Source organism: Nitratidesulfovibrio sp. 1201_IL3209 (assembly GCF_036763125.1).
GTDB lineage: Bacteria > Desulfobacterota > Desulfovibrionia > Desulfovibrionales > Desulfovibrionaceae > Cupidesulfovibrio.
On sequence record NZ_JBAIYT010000016.1, the window covers coordinates 47,661 to 70,283 of the forward strand.

Below are 22,623 nucleotides of genomic sequence, written 5' to 3' on the forward strand. Positions count from 1 at the left end.
GCGGGAAGGTGACATTTTGGCGGAACGGGGGTACACAGGTGCCCCGCGCCCCGGCGCTCACGGCAACCCCCACGAAAACACCGGCGAAAGCATGGCACGACAGATAACCCCCCGGCGCATGGAGCGCATCCGCCGCGTTCTCGGCTGGCGGCAGAAGGACCTGACCCTTGTGCTGGCCAACATTCACGACCCGCACAACGTTTCGGCCATCTACCGTAGTTGCGACGCCTTCGGCGTGGCCCAGGTGCACCTGTACTACACGGACACCGCCTTTCCCGTGCTGGGCCGCAAGTCGTCGGCCTCGGCCCGCAAGTGGGTGGAGACGGTGCGCCATTCCGACGCCCAAAGCCTGATGCGCACCCTGAAGGACAGCGGGCACCGCGTGCTGGCCACCAGTTGCACTCCGGCGGCGAAGCCCCTCGGCGACTGCGACATGACCCGGCCCACCGCCATCATCATGGGCAACGAGCATTCCGGCGTGGCCCCGGAACTGGCGGAACTTGTGGACGGCGAAGTGTACATCCCCATGTACGGCATGATCCAGAGCTTCAACGTGTCGGTGGCGGCGGCGGTGCTGCTGGCCGAAGCCTCGCGCCAGCGCGTGCTGGCGGGCATGTACGACCGGCCCTCCTGGCCCGATGAGGAATTGGAGGCCCGCATCGCCGCCTGGGCGGAAAAGTAGCGGGGGCGGAAGGCGGGGAAGACGCCATCCCGAGCCCGCGCCCGCGACGCACGACGGCGGCGCATCCGGAAGGTTCCGGATGCGCCGCCGTCGCGTTTGCCGGATACGGCGTGGATCGGCGGCAGGGGGGCTTGTCCGGGGCGTCTGTCAGTCGCCTTCGCCCGGCAGGTCGTTGGCGTCGCCGCCTTGCAGCGGCAGGCCCAGGTCGGTCAGCCAGCCCTCGTACAGCGCGCCCACCTCGCGCTCGCCCGCGCGCCGTGCCCAGCGGGCCAGCCCGCGCGCCTTGCGCACCAGCGGTTCCGGGTCTTCCAGCAGGCCGGTGACGTGCTCGATCTTGCCGGCGGCCTGCCCGGCCAGGTCCGGGTTGCCCGCCTGCGCCGCCACCAGGGCCAGGCGGCGGTACCCCGGCAGGCTGGGGAAGAAATAGCAGTGCAGCAGCCGCACGCCCGAAGCCTCCAGGTATCTGCCGTGGGCCTCAAGGAACGCGGCCAGCAGTTCGTAGCCGGGCTGCCACAGCGGGTCGGCCTGCAGGGCCTGCCAGCAGCGGCCGGGCTCGAAATCGGCGTGGGCCGCCAGCAGTTCCGCCGCGCGCGCGGCGGGCAGGGTCAGGTAGGTTTCCAGCCATGGGGTCAGGGCCAGTTCGAAGCCGTCGCGCCGGGCCAGCTTATGCAGGTCCGGCCCGAAGCAGCCGGAGCAGCGCCGGTTGAGCCGGGCGGCGTTGGCCGCGTCGTGGTCGCGTCGGCCGGGGGTGCGGCTTTCCAGGTGATACACCCGGCTTTCCGGCACGCAGATCACCTTCAGCCCCTGCTCGCGGATGCGCCAGCACAGTTCCAGGTCTTCGCTGCCGTTCAGGTACCCTTCGTGGAAGCCGCCGCAGTCGCCGAACACCCCGCGTCCCATGAGCAGGGCCGCGCCGGTGATGGCCTGCAACGGCCGCCGCGCGGCCACCGCCGGGTGCGCGGCGGGGAAGTTGGCGTAGAGGTGCTCGGTGGCCAGCGAGGGCGTGAAGGCGATGCCGCAGTGCTGCACGCGGTCGGTATCCGGGTAGAGCAGCAGCGGCCCCACGGCGCCCGGCCGGGCGTCGTCGTCCAGCGCGCGCAGCAGGGGCGGCAGCCAGCCGGGGGTGGCCAGGGTGTCGTTGTTCAGGAACAGCAGCCGGTCCGCGCGGGCCTGCGCGGCGCCAAGGTTGCTGGCCACGGCGAAGCCCCTGTTTTCCGGCAGGCGCACGGCCCGGAACAGATCGCCGAACAGGGCGCGCCCCAACGGTTCGAGGTCGGTGGCCGTGGCGTCGGTGGAGCCGTTGTCCACCACCACGGCCTCCAGCACGCCGCCGGGCGTGTGCGCGCGCAGGCTTTCCAGGCAGCCGCGCGTGAGGTCCCAGAGGTTCCAGGCGGGGATGACGACGGAGACGAGGGGGGCTTTGGCGGTCATTCGGAATATCTCGTGTGCGCGTTGCGGACGCGGTGGCGGCGGGTGGAAGAGGTTGCGGGACGGCTACCCGGCATGTGGCGAGGGCAGGGCGGCCGCCAGCGCGGCCGCCTTGCGCAGCAGGTCCTGCCGGGCCAGCGCGGCGGACGCCTCGCGCGCCTGCTTCGCCTTGCTCGCCGGGTGCAGGTGTTCCAGCTTGATGCGGTTGCCGAAGATGTGCGCGCTGCGCGCCCGGCTGGTGGCCTGGCGCAGGCTGGAATGCTGCATGTGGCGCACCCGCACCGTGCCCGCGTACCACACCGGCAGCCCGGCCAGCGTGCAGCGGATGTCCCGTTCCAGGTCGTCGAACTGGCTGGGGCTGAAGCGCACGTCGAAGGCGCCCACCTGTTGCACGGAAGCCATGGAGACCATGTGGCAGCAGCCGGAAACGGACAGGCACGGCCGGGTACAGGCGGTGAGCAGGGTGTCCGCGCTGCCTGCCGAGTTGCCGTGGATATGCCAGTGCTCGTCAAGGTCGGCGAAGCTGCGGGTGCCCATGTCCGGCGGCAGGGCGAAAAAGTCGGCGCATTGCAGCGCGTGCGGTGGGGTGTGGTCGGTGACCGCGCAGCCGATGGCCCCCCAGCCGGGCCGGGCGTGGGCCACGGCCAGCAGGCCGTCCAGCCAGCCGGGCTCCAGCAGCACGTCGTCATCCAGGAACACGGCGTGCTCGCACTGGCGAACTTCCGGCAGCGAAAGCAGCCAATTGCGGGCGGCGGGGGCGCCCACGTTCACCGGCAGGCGCACCACCGTGAACGGCGAACCCCAATCCGCCGCCATGGCCCGGAACATGTCCTCGGTGCCGTCCTGCGAGCCGTTGTCCAACGCGAAGACCGGCGCGCCACGGAACCCCGCCGAACGCAGCGAGCGCAGGGTCTGCGCCGCCAGGTCGCACTTGTTCCAGCTGTACAGCAGGATGGCGGGGGGAGCCATGTCCGCCGGCGGCGCGGGCAGCGGGTGCAGCAGTTCGTGCAGGGCCAGGGTGAGGTTGGGATGGTACGGGGCCGCGCGCCACAGGGGCAGCAGCAGGGCGGCGGCGTCGGCCGGGTGTCCCGACTGTGTGAGCCGGGCCAGCAGTTCGGCGCGGCGCAGCGCGTACCACGGGGAAAAGGGAGATGCGGGGCCGGGTGCGGCGTCCAGTTCCGCCAATTCGTCCAGCCGCCGCAACGCCTCGGCCATGGGCAGGCGGCGTACCGCCCATTCGGCGCGCAGCCTGCGGGCCACGGTTTCCGGCAGGGCCAGTGATGCCGACAGGGCAGCGCGCAGCAACGCTTCCAGCGTGGCGTCATCCGCGACTGCCGCGACTGGGGAAACAGTGGGAGCGGTTCCGTCAGCGGTCGCGCCTATGGAATTTTCGTGGCGCACGCACCATTCCACGCCGCGCGCCAGCCAGAACAGGCCGTGCGCCGGGTCGGCCAAGCGGGGCAGGACCACGTCCAGCATCACCTGGGCCGGGGCGGCGGCCGGGCCTCCATGCCCGGTCGGGTGAAGATTCAGGGCCGCGTCCAGCGCGCCGAAGTCGGCGGGCACGCGCACCCGGTCATGCAAACGGGCCACCAGCGCGCGCAGCGCCGGGTCGAACGCCTGCGGGGCGTCCTCCATGATGGCGCGCAGCAGGGCGGCAAGGCGGGTGTCCAGCGGGTTGTCGCGCCACCCCCACAGGGCCATGCCCACCCCGGCCGCCACCACGCCGGGGTGGCCCCCCGCGTTCTCGATGGCCCCGCGCGCCAGCCGGAACTGGTTGTCCACGCCAAGCGCGCCGCATTCCCACGTGGGCACGCGGTCCATGAGGGCGGCCAGCAGCGCGGGGGCCTGGGCCGGGTCGGGGGCGGGGATGCCGTGCGGATGCGCCATGCGTGTTGCGGGGATGCGGGTTGGCGGGATACAACGCGCCGAAACGCGCGCGACCGTTGCGGCGCGCGGATCGGCCGATGCGGCACTGTGGGCGGTAACGCCCGGAATGTCAATTGAACCCGCCGGAGCCACCGTGACCTCTCCCGCCCTTGCCCGCCCCCGCTGGCGTGATCTGCCCGGCGACCTCGCCGCCGCCCTGCTCAAGGGCGGGGTGGGGCAACTGCACCTCGTCGGCATTGCCGAGATGGCCCTGGCGGCCATGAACACGCCGGAAGGTTCCGCGTATGGCCCCGCCAGCCTGTTCGCCCTGGGGGCGGACGCCCTGTGCGCCGCATGGGAGGCCGACCCGCTGGACGGGCGCACGGCCGGGCAGTTGGCCGCGCTGCACAAGGCCCGGCCGTTCCTGCCCACGCCGGTGTTCCGGGTGGCGGAACTGTTGACGGCTCTGGACGCGCCCCCGCCCGAGGCCGAGGTGCGCCAGCTCGTCCGACTGCTCCAGCAGCGCGACGCCGACGCCTCGTGCCGCCTGCTGGACCGCCAGTGCCGCGCCCGGCCGGGCAACACCTTCTGGCTGCGGCAGGCCATGGTGGTGGGCATGACCGAGGCCCGTCACCAGTGGCTGGACGCGTGGCTGGCCGGGTTGCCTTCCGGACTGCGGGACGGGGGTGGCGTGCCCGCGCCGGTCGTCGCGGCCCTGCGCGGCGACGTGGCCTTCGCGCGCGGGGACATGGCCGGGGCCGCCGCCCTGTACGCGGCCGCCTGCAAGGCCCTGCCGCTGGTCACGTGGAAGGTCCGGCACGCCGAATCCCTGTACCGCGCGGGCGACTGCGACGCCGCCCTGGCCCTGTGGCGAGCGGCGGCCGACGCCCGTCCCTGGCAGGTCAACCTGCTGTTGCGGCTGGACGACGTGGCGCGCGGCCGCGACCTGCCGGGCGATCTGCCCGCCGGACGCGGCGCGGTGCTGTTCTACACCTGGAACAAGGCCGAGTGCATCGACGAGGCCCTGGCCTCGGTGGCCGCCTCGGACCTTGGCGACGCCCGCGTGGTGGTGCTGGACAACGGCTGCACCGACGCCACCCCCGAAGTGCTGGCCCGCTGGGCGGAACGCGCCCCCAACCATCCCGGCGGGAGTCTGGGCGAACGGCTGCTCACCGTCACCCTGCCGCTGAACATCGGCGCGCCCCCCGCCCGCAACTGGCTGCTGACCCTGCCGGAGGTCCGCGCCTGCGACTGGGTGGCCTTTCTGGACGACGACGCCACCGTGCCGCCTGACTGGCTGCGCCTGTTCGGCGCGTCCATGGCCGCCCATCCCGCCGCCAACGTGCACGGCTGCCGCGTGGTGGACCACGCCGTCCCCATGCTGCTCCAGTCCGTGGACCTGCATCTGGACCCCGGCGGCGATATGGCCGCCGCGCCCGAGAACGCCCCCGGCTACCGCCGCCGTTTCTCCGTGTCCGACCTGCACTTGCAGGAACTGGATTTCGGCCAGTTTTCCTATCTGCGCCCGTGCGTGTCCGTCACCGGCTGCTGCCACCTGTTCCGCCGTGCCGTGTTCGACGCCGTGGGCGCCTTCGACCTGCGCTACGCGCCCAGCCAGTACGACGACCTGGAGCACGACCTGCGCCGCAGCCTGCGCGGCGACCTGCCCGTCTACCAGGGCCATCTGGCCGTGCGCCACATGAAGCGCACCGGCCGCTCCGCCTGGACCGACCCCGCCCAGTTCTCCAATGCCTGGGCCAACATGTACAAGCTCCAGTACCGCTACGCCCGCCCCGACTTCGATGCCCTGCGCCAGCACGACCACGCCGCCCTGCTGGCGGATGTGGAGGCACGGGGGATTTAGGGAAAGAGGAACGAAAGCAGAATCGGGGCGGGGGAGGAAACCTTTTGCGGCAGCCGTAGGCGAGTCTGCGAACCTTACGGATGGCGACAGCAACGCTGGGGTTCGGGGAAGGGGGAGCTTTTCGCGTTGCGGACCTCATCCGTAAGACTCGCGCTATGCGCTCGCCTAACGGCTGAGGCAAAGCTCCCCCTTCCCCGATTCTCTTCAGCTTTTTTCCAGTGGGGGCACGTTTTCCATCCACGCGGCGAAGCTGACGCGGGCGCGTTCGGCGTACAGGGCCTTGCGGTCGCGTTTTTTGGCGCGCTGGGTCAGTTCGGGCATGAGGCCGAAGTTGACGTTGGAGGGCTGGAAGTTCTTGGCGGGGGTGTGCAGGTGGTGGAGCAGCGCGCCCAGGGCGGTGTCCGTGGGCGGGGCGGGCAGACGGCGGCCCAGGGCGCGGGCGGCCAGCAGCATGCCCAGCCACAGGCCGCAGGCTGCGGATTCCACGTAGCCTTCCACGCCGGTGATCTGCCCGGCCAGGTGCACGTGGCGGTGGGGGCGCAGGGACAGGTCGTCGGCGAGGACGAGGGGCGCGTTGACGTAGGTGTTGCGGTGCATGGACCCGTGGCGGATGAACTCGGCGTTGGCCAGGCCGGGGATCATGCGGAACACGCGCTCCTGCTCGCCGTACTTGAGCTTGGTCTGGCAGCCCACCAGGTTGTAGGCGGTGCGGTTCAGGTTTTCGGCCCGCAGTTGCACGATGGCGTAGGGGCGCTGGCCGGTGCGCGGGTCGGTGAAGCCCACGGGCTTGAACGGCCCGAAGACCAGGGTGCGTTCGCCGCGCTCGGCCAGGGCTTCTATGGGCATGCAGCCCTCGAAGTGAAGTTCCTTCTCGAACCCGTGCGCGGGGGCCTTTTCGGCGGCCAGCAGGGCGGCGTGAAAGGCTTCGTATTCCTCGCGGTTCATGGGGCAGTTCAGGTAGTCGCCCTCGCCCTCGTCGTAGCGCGAGCCCCGGAAGGCGATGGAGGTGTCGATGGATTCGGCGGCGATGATGGGCGCGATGGCGTCATAGAAGTACAGGTGGTCGGACCCGACCACGGCCGCCAGCGAGGCGGCCAGCGGCGCGCTGGCCAGCGGCCCGGCCGCCACCACGGCCACGTCGGCGGCGGCCAGTTCCGGCGCGTGGATGGAGGGAATCTCGCGGCGCACCACGGTGATGTTCGGTTCCGCCTCCATGGCCTCGGTCATGCGCCGGGCGAACAGTTCGCGGTCCACCGCAAGGGCCTTGCCCGCCGGCACGCGGGTGGCCTCGGCCACCTGCATGACCAGGCTGTCCAGTTCGCGCATCTCCTGCTTCAGCAGCCCCACGCCCGAGGCGATGTCGTCCGAGCGCAGCGAGTTGGAGCACACCAGTTCGGCAAGGTCCGGGCTGGTGTGGGCCGGTGACCAGACCAGGGGCTTCATTTCGTACAGGGTGACGGCAACCCCGGCGCGGGCGAGCCTGCGGGCGCATTCGCAGCCTGCAAGGCCCCCCCCGGCGATGGCGGCGGTGACGAGAGCGGTCAAGATGTCCTCCGGAACGGCTGGGCGGATGGGATGGAAACGGCCTGCGGCGCGGCGGGCGCACCCGGCCTGCGGGTGAGGTAGGGCATTTCCGCCCGGCAGGCAAGCGGGGACCGGGCACCGGGGGACCGGACTGTGCGGATTGTGCGGATGGGGGGCGAACGGGGGGCGGACGGGGGGATGTGCCGTCGTGGCCGGTCGGTGGCGGAAAGATGCCCGTCGCGCGTCACTGCCCGGCGGGCTGTTCCCCGGTCAGGAGGCGCATTTCGCGGTACAGTTCGTCCACCAGCCCGGCGGCGCGTACGGTGGCCAGCCCCTTGTCGAAGGCCGCGCGCAGGGCGGCGTGGCCCGGCCGCGTGCGCGAAAAGCACACGTACAGGTCGCGCTCGCCAAGGACGGGATCGAACTCGGCCAGTGTGGCCGGGTCTCCGGAAAGGTCGCGCCGCAGCCGGTAGTGCACCACGTTGCGGTCGGCGGCCATGGCGTCGATGCGCCCGGCCATCAGCTTGCGCAGGTTGGCCGTTTCGTCGTTGGCGGCTTCCTTGGTCAGGAACGGCGCCTCGTCGAAGGCGTCGGTGTGGGCATACCCGCGCACCACGCCGATGCGCAGGTCGGCCAGGTCGCGCAGGTCGGTCCAGCGCCGCGCGTTGCCCGCCAGCGCGAACAGCGCCAGCGGGCCGCCGGGAAACGGCGCGGAAAGGTCGCACTCGCTTTCCCGCCCGGTGGTCTTGTAGGCGGGGGCCACGGCGGCCACCTGACCTTCGCGCAGCAGTGCCATGCCCCTGGCCCAGGGCATGAATTCGAAGCGCGCCTCCAGCCCGGCGGAGGCCAGCGCGGCGCGGATGATCTGCACCACGTATCCGCCGTGCGGCAGATGGCGCTCCGCGTAGGGCGGCCAGTCGCAGGTGGCGATGACCAGGACGGGTTCGCCCGCCGGGGCCTTGCGCGGGTGGGCCGGTGAAACAGCGGGACCGGGGTCGCCACGATGCGCGGGGGAAAGCGCGGCGGGCCCGGCGGGGCTGCCGGAACCGGACGGCGCCTGTTCCGGTTGCGCCTGGTCAGGCAGCGGCTGGTCCGGCTGGAACTGGTCCGGTTGGGCCAGGGCCGGGGGCGGGAGCCCCGGTGCGGCCAGCCCCGTCAGCGCGCACAGCGCGGCCAGCAGCACCGCGTGGCGCAGATGCGTCAGCGCCGCCGCCGACATCCGGTGGCGGATGCCGGCGGGGCGCCACGGGCGCGGGCGTGTCATGCCGGTCCCTCTACGCGGGCGAGGCCCAGCGGATCAGGCCCAGCGAGTGCGGGTCGGCCAGCAGCGGGTGCACCGGGGCGGCCCGCACGGTGAAGCCGAAGCGCCCGGCCTCCGCCGGACGGGTGCTGCCGCTGAACAGCTGCCAGCCGTCGCGCCGTTCGCCCTCGGGGGTCATGACGGTCAGCTGGCGCTGCGAGAAGGAGCCGTCCTGCCCCAGCGGCCCGGCGTACAACTGGACGAGCACGTGCTCGGCCGCGATGTCGTCGAGGTACAGTTCCGCCTCCACCCGCAGCGAATCGCCCACGTGCAGGGTGTTCTCCACCCGGCTGCGCACGTTGCGGATCTGCACCGCGCTCCACTTGGTCATCATCTCCATGCGCCACTCGGAAAGTTCGCGCGCCGGGACGAAGCCGTCGCGCGCGAGGCGCATGTAGTAGCCGTGGGCCGGGGAATAGGCCGTGCCCAGGTAGTCCAGGACCATGCGGTGCGAGTTGTAGCGGGGGGCCAGTTCCTTCAGGGCGGCCTTCATGCGGCGGATCCACGAGCGGGGCAGGCCGCCCCGGCCGCGGTCGTAGAATTCGGGGATGATGTCGTTTTCCAGGATGTTGTAGAGGGTCTGCATCTCCACGAAGTCCTGGTAGTCCGGGTCGTCGTATTCCTCGCCCTTGCCGATGGCCCAGCCCAGGCTGTTGTCCGGGCGGTAGGCCTCGTCCCACCAGCCGTCCAGCGTGGAGAACTGCACCACGCCGTTGAGCATGGCCTTCATGCCGCTGGTGCCGCAGGCCTCCAGCGGGCGGCGGGGGTTGTTCAGCCACACGTCGCAGCCGGAAACCAGGTACGAGGCCACCTCCATGTCGTAGTCCTCGAGAAAGACCACGCTCATGTTGGCGCCCTGCGAACGGCTGAAGGCGATCAGGTCCTTGATCAGCTGCTTGCCGCCCTGGTCCTGCGGGTGGGCCTTGCCCGCGATGATGAACTGCACCGGCCGCTCGCGGTCGCCCAGGATGCGTTCCAGCCGTTCGCGGTCCTGCAACAGCAGGTTGGCGCGCTTGTAGGTGGCGAAGCGCCGGGCAAAGCCGATGGTCAGGGCTTCGGGGTTCAGCATTTCCTCGGCCATCTGGATGTCTTGCCGCCGCGCGCCCTGTGCGGCCAGCTGGCGGCGCAGCCGTTCGCGCACGAAGTCCACCAGCCGGGCGCGCAGCCGTTCGTGGGTGCGCCAGAACTCGGCGTCGGAAATGGTGTCCACCTGGCTCCAGGCGCGGGCGCAGTCCGGGTCCTCGCGCCAGTTGGAGCCCAGGTAGCGGTCGTACAGCATGCCGATGTCCTGGGCCACCCAGGTGGGCGCGTGCACCCCGTTGGTCAGCGCGCCGATGGGCACGTCCTCCACCGGGAACTGGTGCCACACCTGCTTCCACATGTTGCGCGAGACGCGGCCGTGCAGCGTGGACACGCCGTTGTTGGCGCGCGACAGGCGCAGGGCCAGCACGGTCATGCAGAAGGGTTCGGCGTCGTCGTGCGGGGCCTCGCGGCCCAGGGCCATGAACACCTTGAAGGCCAAGCCCATGTCGCGGGCGTAGGGTTCGAAGTAGCGGTACATCAGGTCCGGGGCGAAGCGGTCGTTGCCCGCGGGCACCGGGGTGTGCGTGGTGAAGATGGAGCCGGAGGCGGCCACCTCGGTGGCGGCCTCGAACGACAGCCCCTGTTCCTTCATGTACAGCCGCACCCGCTCCAGCCCCGCGAAGGCCGAATGCCCCTCGTTCATGTGGATGACCTTGGGGTCGATGCCCAGCACCTTCAGCGCCTTGACGCCGCCGATGCCCAGCAGGATTTCCTGCCACAGGCGCATCTCGATGTTGCCGCCGTACAGGCGTTCGGTGATCTGGCGGAAGTCGGGCGGGTTCTCCGGCAGGTTGGTGTCCAGCAGGTACAGGGTCACCCGGCCCACGGCCACCTGCCAGATGCGCGCGGTAAGCGGCCTGTTGCCCACGTCCACGCGCACCACGGCGGGCTGGCCGTCGGGCGTCAGGGCCGGGCGCATGGGCATCTGCTCGAAGTCGTAGACGGGATAGCGTTCCTGCTGCCAGCCGTCGGGGGTCATGTACTGGCGGAAATAGCCCTGCTGGTAGGCGATGCCGATGCCCACCAGCGGCACGTTGAGGTCGCTGGCCGACTTCAGATGGTCGCCGGCCAGGATGCCGAGGCCGCCGGAATAGATGGGCAGGCACAGGGCCAGGCCGAATTCCAGGCTGAAGTACGCCACGGCGGGCGTGCCGGGGGGCGCCTGCTCGAACTTGTGGGGCGACGGCCTGCCCACGTACTGGCGCAACTGCGCCACGGCGTCGGACAGCCGGTCCTTGAAGAACGTGTCGCGCGAAAGTTCCTCCAGGGTGCGCTGGGGGACGTGGTTCAGGAACCATACCGGGTTGCGGTAGCTTTCCTGCCACAGGCGCTGGTCCATCTGCGAGAAGATGGACTCGATGTCGCTGTTCCACGAGAACCAGAGGTTGTAGGCCAGTTCCCACAGCCCTTCGAGCCCTTCGGGAAGTTTGGGGATGACACTGAAGACCTTGAGCGGCTGCATGCTGCGTACCTCCGGCGGTGCGGCGTCGGCGTGCTTTTGACTTGCCTGCGAGAGTGGCATAGGAACAGACGGTCCGGCGGCCCCCCTCCTTGCGTTGGCGGTCCGGCGGGTCTGTGGAGTTATGGTATTCTTTCACAGGAGCTTTTTCGTGACAAGTGCAAGCAGCGTTATGGAGGGTGCGCCGACGTTGCGCGTGCGGGTGCGCTACCTGCGCGACGCGCGCGCGCTGTACGCCCCCGATGGGGGTGGCGACGGCCCCGGCGGCCTCGCCCCGGCCACGCCGCATTCGGCGGGCATGGACCTGCGCGCCTGCATGGACGCGGAAGAGGCGGTCCTGCCCGCAGGGGCGCGGCTGGCCATCCCCGCCGGGGTGGCCGTGGAGCCGTTGTCGCCCGGCGCGGCGGGGTTCGTGTACTCGCGCAGCGGGCTTGGGACGCGCATGGGGCTTACCGTCAGCCAGGGCGTCGGCGTCATCGACCCCGACTATCGCGGCGAGATCGTGGTCTCGCTGCTGAACACCTCGGGCGAGGAGCGACGAATTCGCCGTGGCGAGCGCATCGCGCAGCTAGTGTTCCAGCCGTATTTCCACGCCCTCGTCGAAGAGGCTGACGCCCTTGGCGAGACGGCGCGCGGCGCGGGTGGCTTTGGCCATACCGGCACCCTCTAGGGACTGTTGCCGGTCAGGAGCAGCCCCCGGGTGCACGGCACGGATTTCTCGTCCGCCCGTACCCCCGCCGCATCCGAATACTTCCATCAATTCTCCGGAGACACGCCATGAGCGAACGGTTCGAAGCGCTGAAAGCGCGCGAGGAATCCCTGTTGTGCCGCACCTACGGCCGGTACCCCATTTCCGTTGCGCGGGGACAGGGTTCGCGCCTGTGGGACGTTGACGGCCGCGAATACGTGGACCTTCTGTCCGGCATCGCCGTGACCTCGCTGGGCCACTGCCACGAGGAACTGGCCGAGGTGGCCGCCGCCCAGGCGCGCAAGCTGGTGCACGTCAGCAACCTGTTCTATCAGGAAGAACAGCTGGACCTGGCGGAAAGGCTGCTGTCCACCAGCCATTGCGCCAAGGCGTTCTTCTGCAACTCCGGGGCGGAAGCCAACGAGGCGGCCATCAAGCTGGCCCGGCGCTACATGCAGCGCGTGCAGGGGCGCGAGGCCTACGAGATCATCACCCTGACCGGCGCCTTTCACGGGCGCACCCTGGCCACGGTGGCCGCCACCGGGCAGGCCAGGTTCCAGGACGGCTTTTTCCCCATGCCGGAGGGGTTCCGGCAGGTGCCCGTGGGCGACATCGAGGCCCTGCGCGCTGCCGTGGGCCCGCAGACCGCCGGGGTGCTGGTGGAAGTGGTGCAGGGCGAGGGCGGCGTGTGTCCGCTGGACTCCGACTACGCCCACGCCGTGCAGGCCCTGTGCCGCGAGAAGGGCGTGCTGTTCATGACCGACGAGATCCAGGCGGGCATGTGCCGCACCGGGCGGTTCTGGTCCTTCCAGAACTACGGCCTGGAACCGGACATCGTCAGCTGCGCCAAGGCCCTGGCCAATGGCCTGCCCATGGGCGCCATGATGACCACCGACGAGGTGGCCAGGGGCTTCGTGGCGGGTAGCCATGCCACCACCTTCGGGGCGGGGGCGCTGGTTTCCGCCGTTGCCTCGAAGACCGTGGAGATCATGCTGCGCGACGATCTGGCCGGGCGGGCCGCCGCCGAGGGCGCGCGGATCATGGACCGCTTCCGGGCCATGGGCGAAAAGCTGCCCGGCACCATCGACCACGTGCGGGGCCTTGGCCTGATGATCGGCGTGGTGCTGGCCTTCCCCGGCAAGGACGTGTGGCAGGCGCTCATCGACCGGGGCTTCATCTGCAACCTGACCCAGGATTGCGTGCTGCGCCTTCTGCCCGCGCTGACCATTCCCCGCGCCGACCTCGACGCCTTCGCCGACGCGCTGGAGGACATCCTGTCCGCGCACAGGCCCGCGTAACGCGCCCGCGCGAGAGGGGCACGCCCCGCGTTCCATGCATGCACGGTGCCCCGTCGGCTGGTCCCCAGGTGGTCCCCGGGACCGCCCGGCGGGGCGTTTTGCGTGCGGCGGCGCCGTCCGCCATGCCCGGCGCGGCAAAATAATGGCGTGACCCGGTTGCCCGACCTACTGTATACCGTGAACATGGGAAAACCGCGCGGCGGGACGTGGCCGCGCGGCGCATGCATGGCGCGCCCGCCGCACGGCACGGATGCCCGGCCCGCGCGAAGGAGGGGAGGGGTATGAGCGACTTCAGTGTATCGTCAACCAGTTCCGGGGGATGGGACAGCCAGACCTTCGGCGCGGCGGTGGTGGGCAAGACGCTGGACTACATGAACGGCGTGGCGTCGTCGCCAGTCCAACCGGTCCAACCGGTCCAAGCGGTCCAGGCGGGCCAGGCGGTCCAGGCGGCCCCTTGGGACAAGCAGACCTTTGGCGCGGCCGTGGTAAGCAAGACCCTGGACTACATGAATTCCCCGGGGCTCGGGAGCACGGGCGGATCGGGTTCTGCCCGCTCCACGGGCTGGTCCGGCTCCATGAGCGCCGATTACGATTTCCAGAAGTCGGTGCTGGGTCCGGCCTATTCGGGCGCGGGCGCCCTGGTGGACGTCTATGCGTGATCGCGGGGCTGGCCGGGCGGCCTGACCGGGTGGCCTGTTTGGGTGTCCTGTCAGGGTGTCCTGTCAGGGTGTCCTGACCGGGGCCCGCTCATCAGGCCAAGCCAAGCCGCCGCTGCCGGAGATGTTCATGGCGTCCGCCCGTACGGGGCGGGCGCCGTTTCACGTTTTCCGCCCGTGGCAAGGGATTCGGACCGTCGCGGGGCCGTCCGGCCCGGGCAGGCGGACACCCCGGACGTGGAATGGAGGAATGTTCCCGCAATCCCCCGCCGGTATTGGCTGTTTACGTTTTTGTTAATGATTTCGCTTGACAGCGCTTCAAACCGTCCGCTACAACACCGCAACACGCCTGTAGAAACGTGTGGCACTTCCTGCGGCCGACGTGGGGGCTTTCCCCGTGTCGGCAGTACGGCTTTCGCGGTGCAGCGGCCAGTGGTGGCGGACGGTCACCGTCCGCCCGTGCGCGGCCGCATCGCGCACGGGTGCCCGCCGCACCGTCCGGGGTCGCCCCCTGGCGGTGCATCGCCCCGCGGCGCGGGGCGCATCTTCGACAATCTGGTAAAAAGACGGCGGCGGCCCGCGCCATCGCCGGTACAGGATACGGACGGCCGCGCATGGCGATGATCGAATTCCACGACGTGCACAAGTGGTACGGCGAGTTCCACGTGCTTAAGGGCATCACCCAGAAGGTGGAGAAGGGCGAGGTGCTGGTCATCTGTGGCCCCTCCGGCTCCGGCAAGAGCTCCTTCATCCGGTGTCTGAACCGGCTGGAACCCATCCAGAAGGGGCAGATCCTGCTCGAAGGCAAGAGCATCCACGACAAGAGCGTGGACGTGAACGAACTGCGCACCGAGGTGGGCATCGTCTTCCAGCAGTTCAACCTGTACCCGCATCTTTCCGTGCTGCACAACGTGACCCTGGCCCCCACCAAGGTGCGCAAGATGCAGAAGGCCAAGGCGGAATCCATCGCCATGGAACTGCTGGAGCGCGTGGGCATCCACGACCAGGCCCGCAAGTATCCCGTGGAACTTTCCGGCGGCCAGCAGCAGCGCGTGGCCATCGCCCGCGCCCTGGCCATGCAGCCCAAGGTCATGCTGTTCGACGAGCCCACCAGCGCGCTCGACCCCGAAATGATCAACGAAGTGCTCAACGCCATGAAGGACCTGGCCCGCGCGGGCATGACCATGCTCTGCGTGACCCACGAAATGGGCTTCGCGCGCGAGGTGGCGGACAGGGTCGTCTTCATGGACGGGGGCAAGGTGATCGAAGAGGCCCCGCCGGACGTCTTCTTCTCCAGTCCCCGGCACGAGCGCACCCAGGCGTTTTTGCGGGAAATTTTGTAGCACCTGTTGGCGCTATGGTCCTTTTGTCCTCTGCCAGCGTCAGCATGGCTTTTTATTTCGGTCGAATACCAGAAGAGTATACTTCCTCCATAAAAAGCCACTGCTTCCTTGGCAGAGAACAAAAATCCTCATAGCGCCGAGGCTCTTCAGCCGGGCGGCGCAACGCGCCTCGGGCACGACACGCGACACCCCCGACAGCCGCGCATGCGGCACGCCGGGTTCGGACGACGGACGAACGCCCATCCCGGGGGCCTGCGGCCCCCCGAACCGCATCAGCAGGGAGAACTCTCATGAAGCGTCTTGTGCTACTGGCCGTGGCCCTGTGCGTGGTGCTTTCCGGCACCATCGCCCACGCGGGCAAGATCGAGGACATCAAGGCCCGCGGAGCGCTCGTCTGCGGCGTCAAGGACTCCACCGTGCCCTTCGGGTTCATCGACGAGCAGACCAAGCAGGTCGTCGGCTTCGACATCGACATCTGCAAGGCCGTCGCCGACAAACTGGGCGTGAAGCTGGAACTGAAGACCGTCACCAGCGCCACCCGCATCCCCATGCTGACCCAGGGCTCCGTGGACATGGTGGCCGCCACCATGACCCACAAGTTCGAGCGTGACGACGTCATCGACTTCTCCATCACCTACTTCATGGACGGCCAGAAGCTGCTGGTGAAGAAGGGCGGCGGCGTGAAGAGCGCGGCCGACCTCAAGGGCAAGAAGGTCGCCACCGCCAAGGGCTCCACCTCTGAAAAGAACATCAAGGCCGCCCAGCCCGACGCCACCGTGATCTCCTTCGACGAGTACCCGCAGGCGTTCCTGGCCCTGAAGCAGGGCAAGGCCGAAGCCGTCACCACCGACTCCACCATCCTGCTCGGCCTGCGCAACTCCGACCCCGAGCCCGAGAAGTGGGAAATCGTGGGCGACTACATCGCCGCCGAGCCCTACGGCCTGGGCCTTGCCGAAAACGACTCCAAGTTCCGCGATCTCGTCAACCGCACCCTGGTGGACCTGTGGAACACCGGCGACTACACGAAGATCTACGACAAGTGGTTCGGCAAGGACACCAAGTACTACCTGCCGCTCACCTGGACGATGGAAACCTGGCCCTACTAGCACGCACCAACCCGACGGGGGACGCGGCACCATCGCCGCGCCCCCCGTTTTCACGCGGATAACGTCTTGCAGTACAACTTCGACTGGAAACTCGTCCTCTCCGGCGAATACTTGCAGTGGATCATCGACGGCGTCGTGGTCACCTGCCAGATTTCCGCCATCTCGCTGGTGCTCGCCATGGCGCTCGGCACGCTCATCGCGGTGATGCGCCTTTCCGGGGTGCGCCCGCTGGTGTGGTTCAGCGCCGGGTTCACCGAGTTCTTCCGCAACACGCCGCTGCTGGTCCAGATCTTCTTCTGGTACTTCGGGTCCGACGCGGTGCTGCCCGCCGCCGTCAACCAGTGGCTGTACAAGCAGAATTTCGAATTCGCGGCCGGGGTCATCGCCCTTGCGGTGTACACCGCCGCGTTCATCGCCGAAGAGATCCGCTCGGGCATCTTCTCCATTCCGCGCACGCAACTGGAAGCCTCGCGCGCCTGCGGCCTCACCTTCCTGCAGGCCATGCGCTACGTGGTCCTGCCGCAGGCTTTCCGCATCATCGTGCCGCCGCTGATCTCGCAGGCGCTCAACCTGTTCAAGAACTCGTCGCTGTGCATGACCATCGGGGTCATGGAGCTTACCTACATGGCCCGCCAGATCGAATCGTACACCTTCCACGGGTTCGAGGCGTTCACGGTCAGCACGCTGATCTACCTCGTCATCTCGCTGGCGGTGTCGTTCAGCATCACCCAGTACAACAAGTACTTCCTGCGGACCATCAAGTACTGACGCATCCCGCGCCGCCACGGCGGCCCGGTCTTTTTCGCGCGGCGGCGCGTACCCCCGGACACCGCCGGGCCGCAGGCGCCGCCACGGTTTCAGAATCAGTCGCAAGGAGCAACCGGCGTGCAGTGGGACGTCGTCTGGAGAAATTTCGATTACCTCCTCGTGGGCTCGTGGCCGCAAGGGCCGCTGGGCGGCCTTGCCATGAGCGTGGTGCTGGCCATCGGCGGCATCTTCGGGGCGTTCTGGCTGGGCCTCGGCTTCGGCCTGCTGCGCCTGTCCGAGCGCTGGTGGCTGCGCCTGCCCGCCGTCATCTACGTCGAGGTCATCCGCGGCATTCCGCTGCTGATGCTGATCTTCTGGTTCTACTTCCTCGCGCCCATCGTGCTCGGCCATACCCTGCCAGAGGCGGAGAGCGCCCTCGTCGCCTTCATCGTGTTCACCGGCGCCTACATCGCCGAGATCGTGCGGGCCGGGGTGCTGGCCCTGCCGTACGGCCAGATGGAGGCCGCGCGCGGCACCGGGCTTTCCAAGACCCAGGCCATGGTCCACGTCATCCTGCCGCAGGCCCTGCGCAACATGATCCCCTCGTTCGTCAACCAGTTCGTCAGCTTGACCAAGGACACCTCGCTCGCCTACATCATCGGCGTTTCCGAACTCACCCGCACGGCCACCCAGATCAACAACCGCGAGCTGACCGCTCCGGCCGAACTCTTCTTCACCATCGCCGTGCTGTACTTCATCGTCTGCTGGACCCTGACCGCAGCCAGCCGCCGGCTGGAGCGGCAGATGGCCCGGTACCAGGCAAGGTAGCCCCGTGTCCGACCTCATTCGCATCAGCATCGTCATTCCCGCCGACTGTCCCGAAGACCTCGAAACCGCCGACGGCGTGCTGGCCCTTGCCGTGCCCTTCGGCTGGGAAGAGGAAAGCCTGCCCGACGGCTCCGTGCGCCTGCGCGTGCACACCGACAACCCCGCCTTTTGCGAGCAGCTTCTGGCCACCCTGCACGCCGGGCTGCCGCGCGCCGAGGTGACCCGCGATTCCGTGCCCGACACCGACTGGACCCTGGCCTGGCGCGACTTCTTCACGCCCGTGGAGTGCGGGTCGCACTTCATGGTCATCGCCCCGTGGATGGTGGACACCGTGGACCTGCACGACCGCATCCCCATCGTCATCGAGCCCAAGACCGCCTTCGGCACCGGCCACCATCCCACCACCGCCCTGTGCCTCGGAACCGTCTCCGAGCTTGCCGCCTCCGGCCGGGTGCGGCCGGGCCTGCGCTTTCTGGACCTGGGCACCGGCTCCGGCATCCTCGCCATCGGCTGCGCCAAGCTGGGCCTGACCGGCGTTGCCGCCGACATCGACATGCTGGCCGTGGAGAACGCCGAGGAGAACCGCGTCATCAACGCCGTGGCCCCCGCCATCGACGTGCGCCTCGGCAGCACCGAGGCCGCCACAGGCGAACGCTACGACGTGGTGCTCGCCAACATCCTCGCCCAGCCCCTGAAAGACCTCGCCCCCGACATCCTCGCCCTGCTGGCCCCCGGCGGGTGCCTCGTGCTCTCCGGCCTGCTCGCCGTGCAGGCCGATGGCGTGGAAGCCGCTTACACCAGCCTCGGCATGCCCCCCGCACGCCGCCGCGTGGAAGGCGAATGGGCCGCGCTGATCTGGGAATAGGGGAACTTTTTAAGAGAGAATACCGGGGAGGGGACCTTTTGCGGCAGCCGTTAGATGAGCGCGAAGCGCGAATCTTACGGATGGCGACCGCAGAGCGTAAAAAGGTCTCCCTCCCCGGACCCCTCCCCCCAAAACTTTTTAATTGGGGCTGTCTGTCAACGCCGCGTTGCTCAATGAGCGAGGCGGTGTTTTCGTTGGAAAAAAAGTATGTCTTCTTTTGAAAGGGGGTGCAGGGGGCATGGCCCCCTGCACGCCGGAGGCTGAAAAAAACGTGCAGCCTTGGTAGCACCGCCCCGTGCTGCGCCGCCGGTTGCGGCGCATGCGGGATGACGCTAGGGTGTCGGCCTATGCGAGGGAAACGGGAACGCCTGTTGCGCGAGATGTACGCGGCCATGCACGCCCGGCTGGGCGCCAGCGGCTGGTGGCCGGGCGAGACGCCGCTGGAAATCTGCGTGGGCGCGGTGCTGACCCAGAACACCGCGTGGACCAACGTGGAAAAGGCCATCCACCGGCTGCGGGAAGCGGGCGCGCTGGCCGACGGCCAGACCTTGCTGGCCCTGCCCGAGGGGGAACTGTCCGAACTGATCCGCCCGGCGGGGTTCTTCCGGCTGAAGGCGGTGCGCCTGCGCAACCTGCTGCGTTTCCTGGACGATGCCTGCGGCTTCGACTTCGGCGCGCTGGCCCGGCAGGAGTTGCACGACCTGCGCCCCCGGCTGCTCAAGGTGTCGGGCATCGGGCCGGAAACTGCGGATTCCGTGCTGCTGTATGCCGTGGGCCTGCCCACCTTCGTGGTGGACGCCTACACTCGGCGCATCCTGCACCGCCACGCCATGGTGCCGGACGACATCCCCTACCACGAACTGCGCGACGTGTTCATGGACGTGCTGGAACCGGACGTGCCCCTGTACAACGAATACCACGCCCTCATCGTGCGGGTGGCCAAGGACTGGTGCCGCGCCCGCGCGCCGCGCTGCGCCGACTGCCCCCTGTGCTCCTTCCTCGACGGCAGGGTGGCCTGAGCCATGCGGCCGGTGCGGTTTCCGTCGTGGGGTTCCGGCCTCGCCCCCACTGTGGGCATGCGCCGCGCCGGTCCCGCACGCGCGGCGCTGTGCCGCCTGCTGTGCCTGGCCCTCACGCTGGTCCTGACGCTGGCCCTCACGCTGGCCCTCACGCTGGCCGGATGGCTGGCCGCGTGGCCGGAATCTTCCATGGCCGCCACCTCCGGCTCCATCGGCAAGGCGGGTCCGCTCAAGCCCGGCCCAAGCGATGCGGATGACGGCGCGGGCGGCAAACGCCCCCCGCAACGGCAGCAGGCGCGCGGCAAGGCCGCGCCCGTGGGCCAGCTGACCACGGAAGAGGACATCCGCAAGGCGTTGCAGGCCCAGCAGGCCCGGCTGCGCGCCCGGCAGGAGAGCATCACCAGGCTTTCGGTGCAGGAGCGCGCCCTGAACACCGACCTGGCCATGGCCGAGGACCGCATCACCGCGCTGGAGGCCAAGGTGGCCCGCCAGGAACAGGAACTGGCCCAACTGGAGGCTGCCGCCACCGACGTGCGCGCCGCCTGCGAGCGGCTTGCCGCCGAGCGGTCCCGCACGGAAGCATCCCTTGCCGGGCTGCTGCAACTGCTCTGGCCGCTGTACATGCGCCAGAAGGGGGTGGGCGCGCGCGACCTGACCGACTGGCGCATGGCAGAGCGCGACTACGTCTGGACGCAGGAAATCTACAAGGTCATCGGGGAGCGCCAGCAGGAACTGCACGGTCAGGAAACGGCCATGGCCGAAGCCCTGACCCGGCGCGAGGCCCTCTCCGAACAGGTGCGCAAGCAGGTGGAGGCCCTGGGGGCCGACCGCTCGAAGCTGCTGGCGGACAAGCAGCGCTTCCGCCAGTCGTTGTCCTCGGTGCGCCAGCAGCGCGAGGACGCCGAGGCGGAACTGGCCGACCTGTTCGAGATGATCCAGACCCTCAACGCCCGGCTGGAGCAGGCCCTGTCGCGCGGCGACATAGAGAAGCAGAAGGGCCGCCTGCCGTGGCCCGCCAAGGGCAGGGTGGTGCGCCGCTACGCGCCGGCTGCCAAGCCGCCGGTGCGCGGGCTGGGCATCTCGGTGGGGCAGGGCGAGCCGGTGCGCGCCGTGGCCTATGGCCGCGTGGTGCACAACGACACCATGCGCGGATTCGGCCGCGTCGTCATCCTGATGCACGGCCAGGCGTACTATACGTTGTACGCCTTCCTGGCCGACAGTCCGTTGCGGCTGGGCCAGGAGGTGGGCGGCGGCCAGCAGGTGGGCACCGCCGGATTCTACCCGGACGCCAATGGCCCCGGAGTCTATTTCGAATTGCGTTTTCACCAAAAAGCCATTAACCCTGATGCGTGGCTCCTTTCAGCAAATTAGCCTCTTTTCAGGCTTTCGGAGGATTCGTTATGCGTGTGACGCTGTGGACGGCCACGCTGCTCATTCTCGGCGTGCTCGCGTTTTCCGGCGGGTCGGCGCTGGTGCCCGGTACCGTCGGCGCGGCAAGTGACGAGGGCAAATACGATTCGCTGAAGCGCTTCAGCCAGGTGCTGGACCTGGTGGAGCGCTATTACGTGCGCGACGTGCCCCGCAAGGACCTGATCAACGGCGCCGTGAAGGGCATGCTGCAAGGGCTGGACCCCCATTCGACATTCCTGTCGGTGGAGGAATTCAAGGAGATGCAGGAAAGCACCTCCGGCGAATTCTTCGGCATCGGCATCGAGATTTCCAGCGAGAACGGCCAGCTCATCGTGGTGGCCCCCATCGAGGACACCCCCGCCCACAAGGCGGGCCTGAAGAGCGGCGACATCATCCTCGCCGTGGACGGCGTGCCCACCCAGGACATGACCACCCAGGAAGCGGTCAGCCGCATCCGGGGCGCCAAGGGCACCGAGGTGGAACTGTCCATCCTGCACCGCGACGCCAAGGCCCCCGAAGTGGTGCGCCTGGTGCGCGACGCCATCCCGCTCATCAGCGTCAAGTCCAAGATGCTTGAGGACGGCTACTACTGGGTGCGCCTGACCCGCTTCAGCGAACGCACCACCGGCGAACTGGTGGACGCGCTGAAGGAAGCGGGCAAGAAGGGCATGAAGGGCATCATCCTCGACCTGCGCAACAACCCCGGCGGGTTGCTGGACCAGGCCGTGAGCGTGTCCGACACCTTCCTCAAGGACGGGGTCATCGTGTCCATCCGCGGCCGCATGGAAGACGCCAGCCGCGAATACCGCGCCAAGACCCAGCCCGGCGACGTGGCCGTGCCCATGGTGGTGCTGGTCAACGCCGGTTCCGCCTCGGCCTCGGAAATCGTGGCCGGCGCCCTGCGCGACCACAACCGCGCGCTCATCCTGGGCGAACGCACCTTCGGCAAGGGCTCGGTGCAGAACGTCATCCCGCTGTCCGACGGTGCGGGGCTGAAACTGACCGTGGCCCTGTACTACACGCCCAACGGCCGTTCCATCCAGGCGGAAGGCATCGAGCCCGACTTCGAGGTGCCCTTCGAACTGCCGCGCGAAGAGGAAAAGGCCCACCGCCTGAACATGGTGCGCGAAAAGGATCTGAACCGGCACATAGAGAACGGCTCTTCGGGCAAGGATGCACGTCCGTCCGCGCGGGCCGACGACGTGAAGCAGGCCCTGGAAAAGGACAACCAACTGCGCATGGCGTTGCAGTTCGTGAAGCGCCTGCCCCGCCTCAAGGACATCCAGTAGGCGTCCCGCCGCGCATGCGGCGGGCTGCCGGTGAAGTTGCGAACAGTACACGACGAAAACCAGGGGCGCGGGAGACCGCGCCCCCTATCATGTCGGGACATGCCAAGACATGTCATGACATGTCATGACATGTCGCGGGCCGGACGGCCGCCACGGGCGGCGCGG

General features: G+C 69.1%; 18 protein-coding genes. 13 read left to right on the top strand and 5 right to left on the bottom strand.

Translation table 11 applies throughout. The features are described from left to right. The first annotated feature begins 91 nt into the window (after nucleotides 1-91). Nucleotides 92-682 carry a TrmH family RNA methyltransferase gene (locus V6B97_RS09285; protein ID WP_333506224.1) on the top strand — a complete coding sequence of 197 codons (591 nt, stop codon included), beginning with the start codon at nucleotides 92-94 and terminating at the stop codon, nucleotides 680-682. 147 nt (nucleotides 683-829) lie between these two features. On the opposite strand, the gene V6B97_RS09290 is transcribed toward V6B97_RS09285, so the two are convergent. Together V6B97_RS09290 and V6B97_RS09295 are read right to left on the bottom strand one after the other, a co-directional pair. Further along, the gene (locus tag V6B97_RS09290) at nucleotides 830-2,113 is read right to left on the bottom strand and encodes a glycosyltransferase family 2 protein (protein WP_333506225.1); all 1,284 of its coding nucleotides are present in this window, start codon (nucleotides 2,111-2,113) and stop codon (nucleotides 830-832) included. Nucleotides 2,114-2,176: 63 nt separating this feature from the next. After that, entirely contained in the window at nucleotides 2,177-4,000 is a 1,824-nt protein-coding gene (locus V6B97_RS09295) for a glycosyltransferase (RefSeq protein ID WP_333506226.1), read from the bottom strand. 133 nt (nucleotides 4,001-4,133) lie between these two features. Between V6B97_RS09295 and V6B97_RS09300 the strand changes: the two genes are divergently transcribed. Continuing rightward, nucleotides 4,134-5,843, top strand: a complete 1,710-nt coding sequence (locus tag V6B97_RS09300; RefSeq protein WP_333506227.1) for a glycosyltransferase family 2 protein — start codon at nucleotides 4,134-4,136, stop codon at nucleotides 5,841-5,843. 204 nt (nucleotides 5,844-6,047) lie between these two features. Here the strand turns inward: V6B97_RS09300 and trmFO are convergent, their stop codons facing one another. The 3 genes from trmFO to glgP form a co-directional block, all read right to left on the bottom strand. Continuing rightward, the gene (gene trmFO / locus V6B97_RS09305) at nucleotides 6,048-7,388 is read right to left on the bottom strand and encodes a methylenetetrahydrofolate--tRNA-(uracil(54)-C(5))-methyltransferase (FADH(2)-oxidizing) TrmFO (RefSeq protein ID WP_333506228.1); all 1,341 of its coding nucleotides are present in this window, start codon (nucleotides 7,386-7,388) and stop codon (nucleotides 6,048-6,050) included. 223 nt (nucleotides 7,389-7,611) lie between these two features. Next, nucleotides 7,612-8,631 carry a substrate-binding periplasmic protein gene (locus V6B97_RS09310; RefSeq protein ID WP_333506229.1) on the bottom strand — a complete coding sequence of 340 codons (1,020 nt, stop codon included), beginning with the start codon at nucleotides 8,629-8,631 and terminating at the stop codon, nucleotides 7,612-7,614. A 10-nt stretch (nucleotides 8,632-8,641) separates the two neighbouring features. Beyond that, nucleotides 8,642-11,212 (bottom strand): alpha-glucan family phosphorylase, encoded by a 2,571-nt coding sequence (gene glgP, locus V6B97_RS09315; RefSeq protein ID WP_333506230.1) that lies wholly within the window; start codon nucleotides 11,210-11,212, stop codon nucleotides 8,642-8,644. A 169-nt stretch (nucleotides 11,213-11,381) separates the two neighbouring features. Here glgP and dut point away from each other — a divergent pair, with 169 nt between their 5' ends. From dut to V6B97_RS09370, 11 genes are all read left to right on the top strand, one after another. Then, the gene (gene dut / locus V6B97_RS09320) at nucleotides 11,382-11,879 is read left to right on the top strand and encodes a dUTP diphosphatase (protein WP_333506259.1); all 498 of its coding nucleotides are present in this window, start codon (nucleotides 11,382-11,384) and stop codon (nucleotides 11,877-11,879) included. Between the two features lie 107 nt (nucleotides 11,880-11,986). Then, nucleotides 11,987-13,195: an aspartate aminotransferase family protein gene (locus V6B97_RS09325; protein ID WP_333506231.1), complete on the top strand. Its 1,209-nt coding sequence runs from the start codon at nucleotides 11,987-11,989 to the stop codon at nucleotides 13,193-13,195. Between the two features lie 281 nt (nucleotides 13,196-13,476). Beyond that, nucleotides 13,477-13,854 (top strand): hypothetical protein, encoded by a 378-nt coding sequence (locus V6B97_RS09330; RefSeq protein WP_333506232.1) that lies wholly within the window; start codon nucleotides 13,477-13,479, stop codon nucleotides 13,852-13,854. A 611-nt stretch (nucleotides 13,855-14,465) separates the two neighbouring features. After that, on the top strand, nucleotides 14,466-15,194 hold the full coding sequence (locus V6B97_RS09335; RefSeq protein ID WP_333506233.1) for an amino acid ABC transporter ATP-binding protein: 729 nt from the start codon (nucleotides 14,466-14,468) through the stop codon (nucleotides 15,192-15,194). 290 nt (nucleotides 15,195-15,484) lie between these two features. After that, the gene (locus V6B97_RS09340; protein ID WP_333506234.1) at nucleotides 15,485-16,300 is read left to right on the top strand and encodes an ABC transporter substrate-binding protein; all 816 of its coding nucleotides are present in this window, start codon (nucleotides 15,485-15,487) and stop codon (nucleotides 16,298-16,300) included. Nucleotides 16,301-16,366: 66 nt separating this feature from the next. Next, on the top strand, nucleotides 16,367-17,068 hold the full coding sequence (locus tag V6B97_RS09345; RefSeq protein WP_333506235.1) for an amino acid ABC transporter permease: 702 nt from the start codon (nucleotides 16,367-16,369) through the stop codon (nucleotides 17,066-17,068). Between the two features lie 117 nt (nucleotides 17,069-17,185). After that, the gene (locus V6B97_RS09350; protein ID WP_333506236.1) at nucleotides 17,186-17,875 is read left to right on the top strand and encodes an amino acid ABC transporter permease; all 690 of its coding nucleotides are present in this window, start codon (nucleotides 17,186-17,188) and stop codon (nucleotides 17,873-17,875) included. A 4-nt stretch (nucleotides 17,876-17,879) separates the two neighbouring features. Next, a complete protein-coding gene (locus V6B97_RS09355) occupies nucleotides 17,880-18,740 on the top strand; it encodes a 50S ribosomal protein L11 methyltransferase (protein WP_333506237.1) in 861 nt (286 codons plus the stop codon). A gap of 347 nt (nucleotides 18,741-19,087) precedes the next feature. Continuing rightward, complete coding sequence (locus tag V6B97_RS09360) at nucleotides 19,088-19,759, top strand: endonuclease III domain-containing protein (RefSeq protein ID WP_333506238.1); 672 nt, start codon at nucleotides 19,088-19,090, stop codon at nucleotides 19,757-19,759. Between the two features lie 3 nt (nucleotides 19,760-19,762). Beyond that, complete coding sequence (locus V6B97_RS09365) at nucleotides 19,763-21,130, top strand: murein hydrolase activator EnvC family protein (protein ID WP_333506239.1); 1,368 nt, start codon at nucleotides 19,763-19,765, stop codon at nucleotides 21,128-21,130. Between the two features lie 29 nt (nucleotides 21,131-21,159). Further along, the gene (locus tag V6B97_RS09370) at nucleotides 21,160-22,458 is read left to right on the top strand and encodes a S41 family peptidase (protein ID WP_333506240.1); all 1,299 of its coding nucleotides are present in this window, start codon (nucleotides 21,160-21,162) and stop codon (nucleotides 22,456-22,458) included. Nucleotides 22,459-22,623 lie beyond the last annotated feature (165 nt).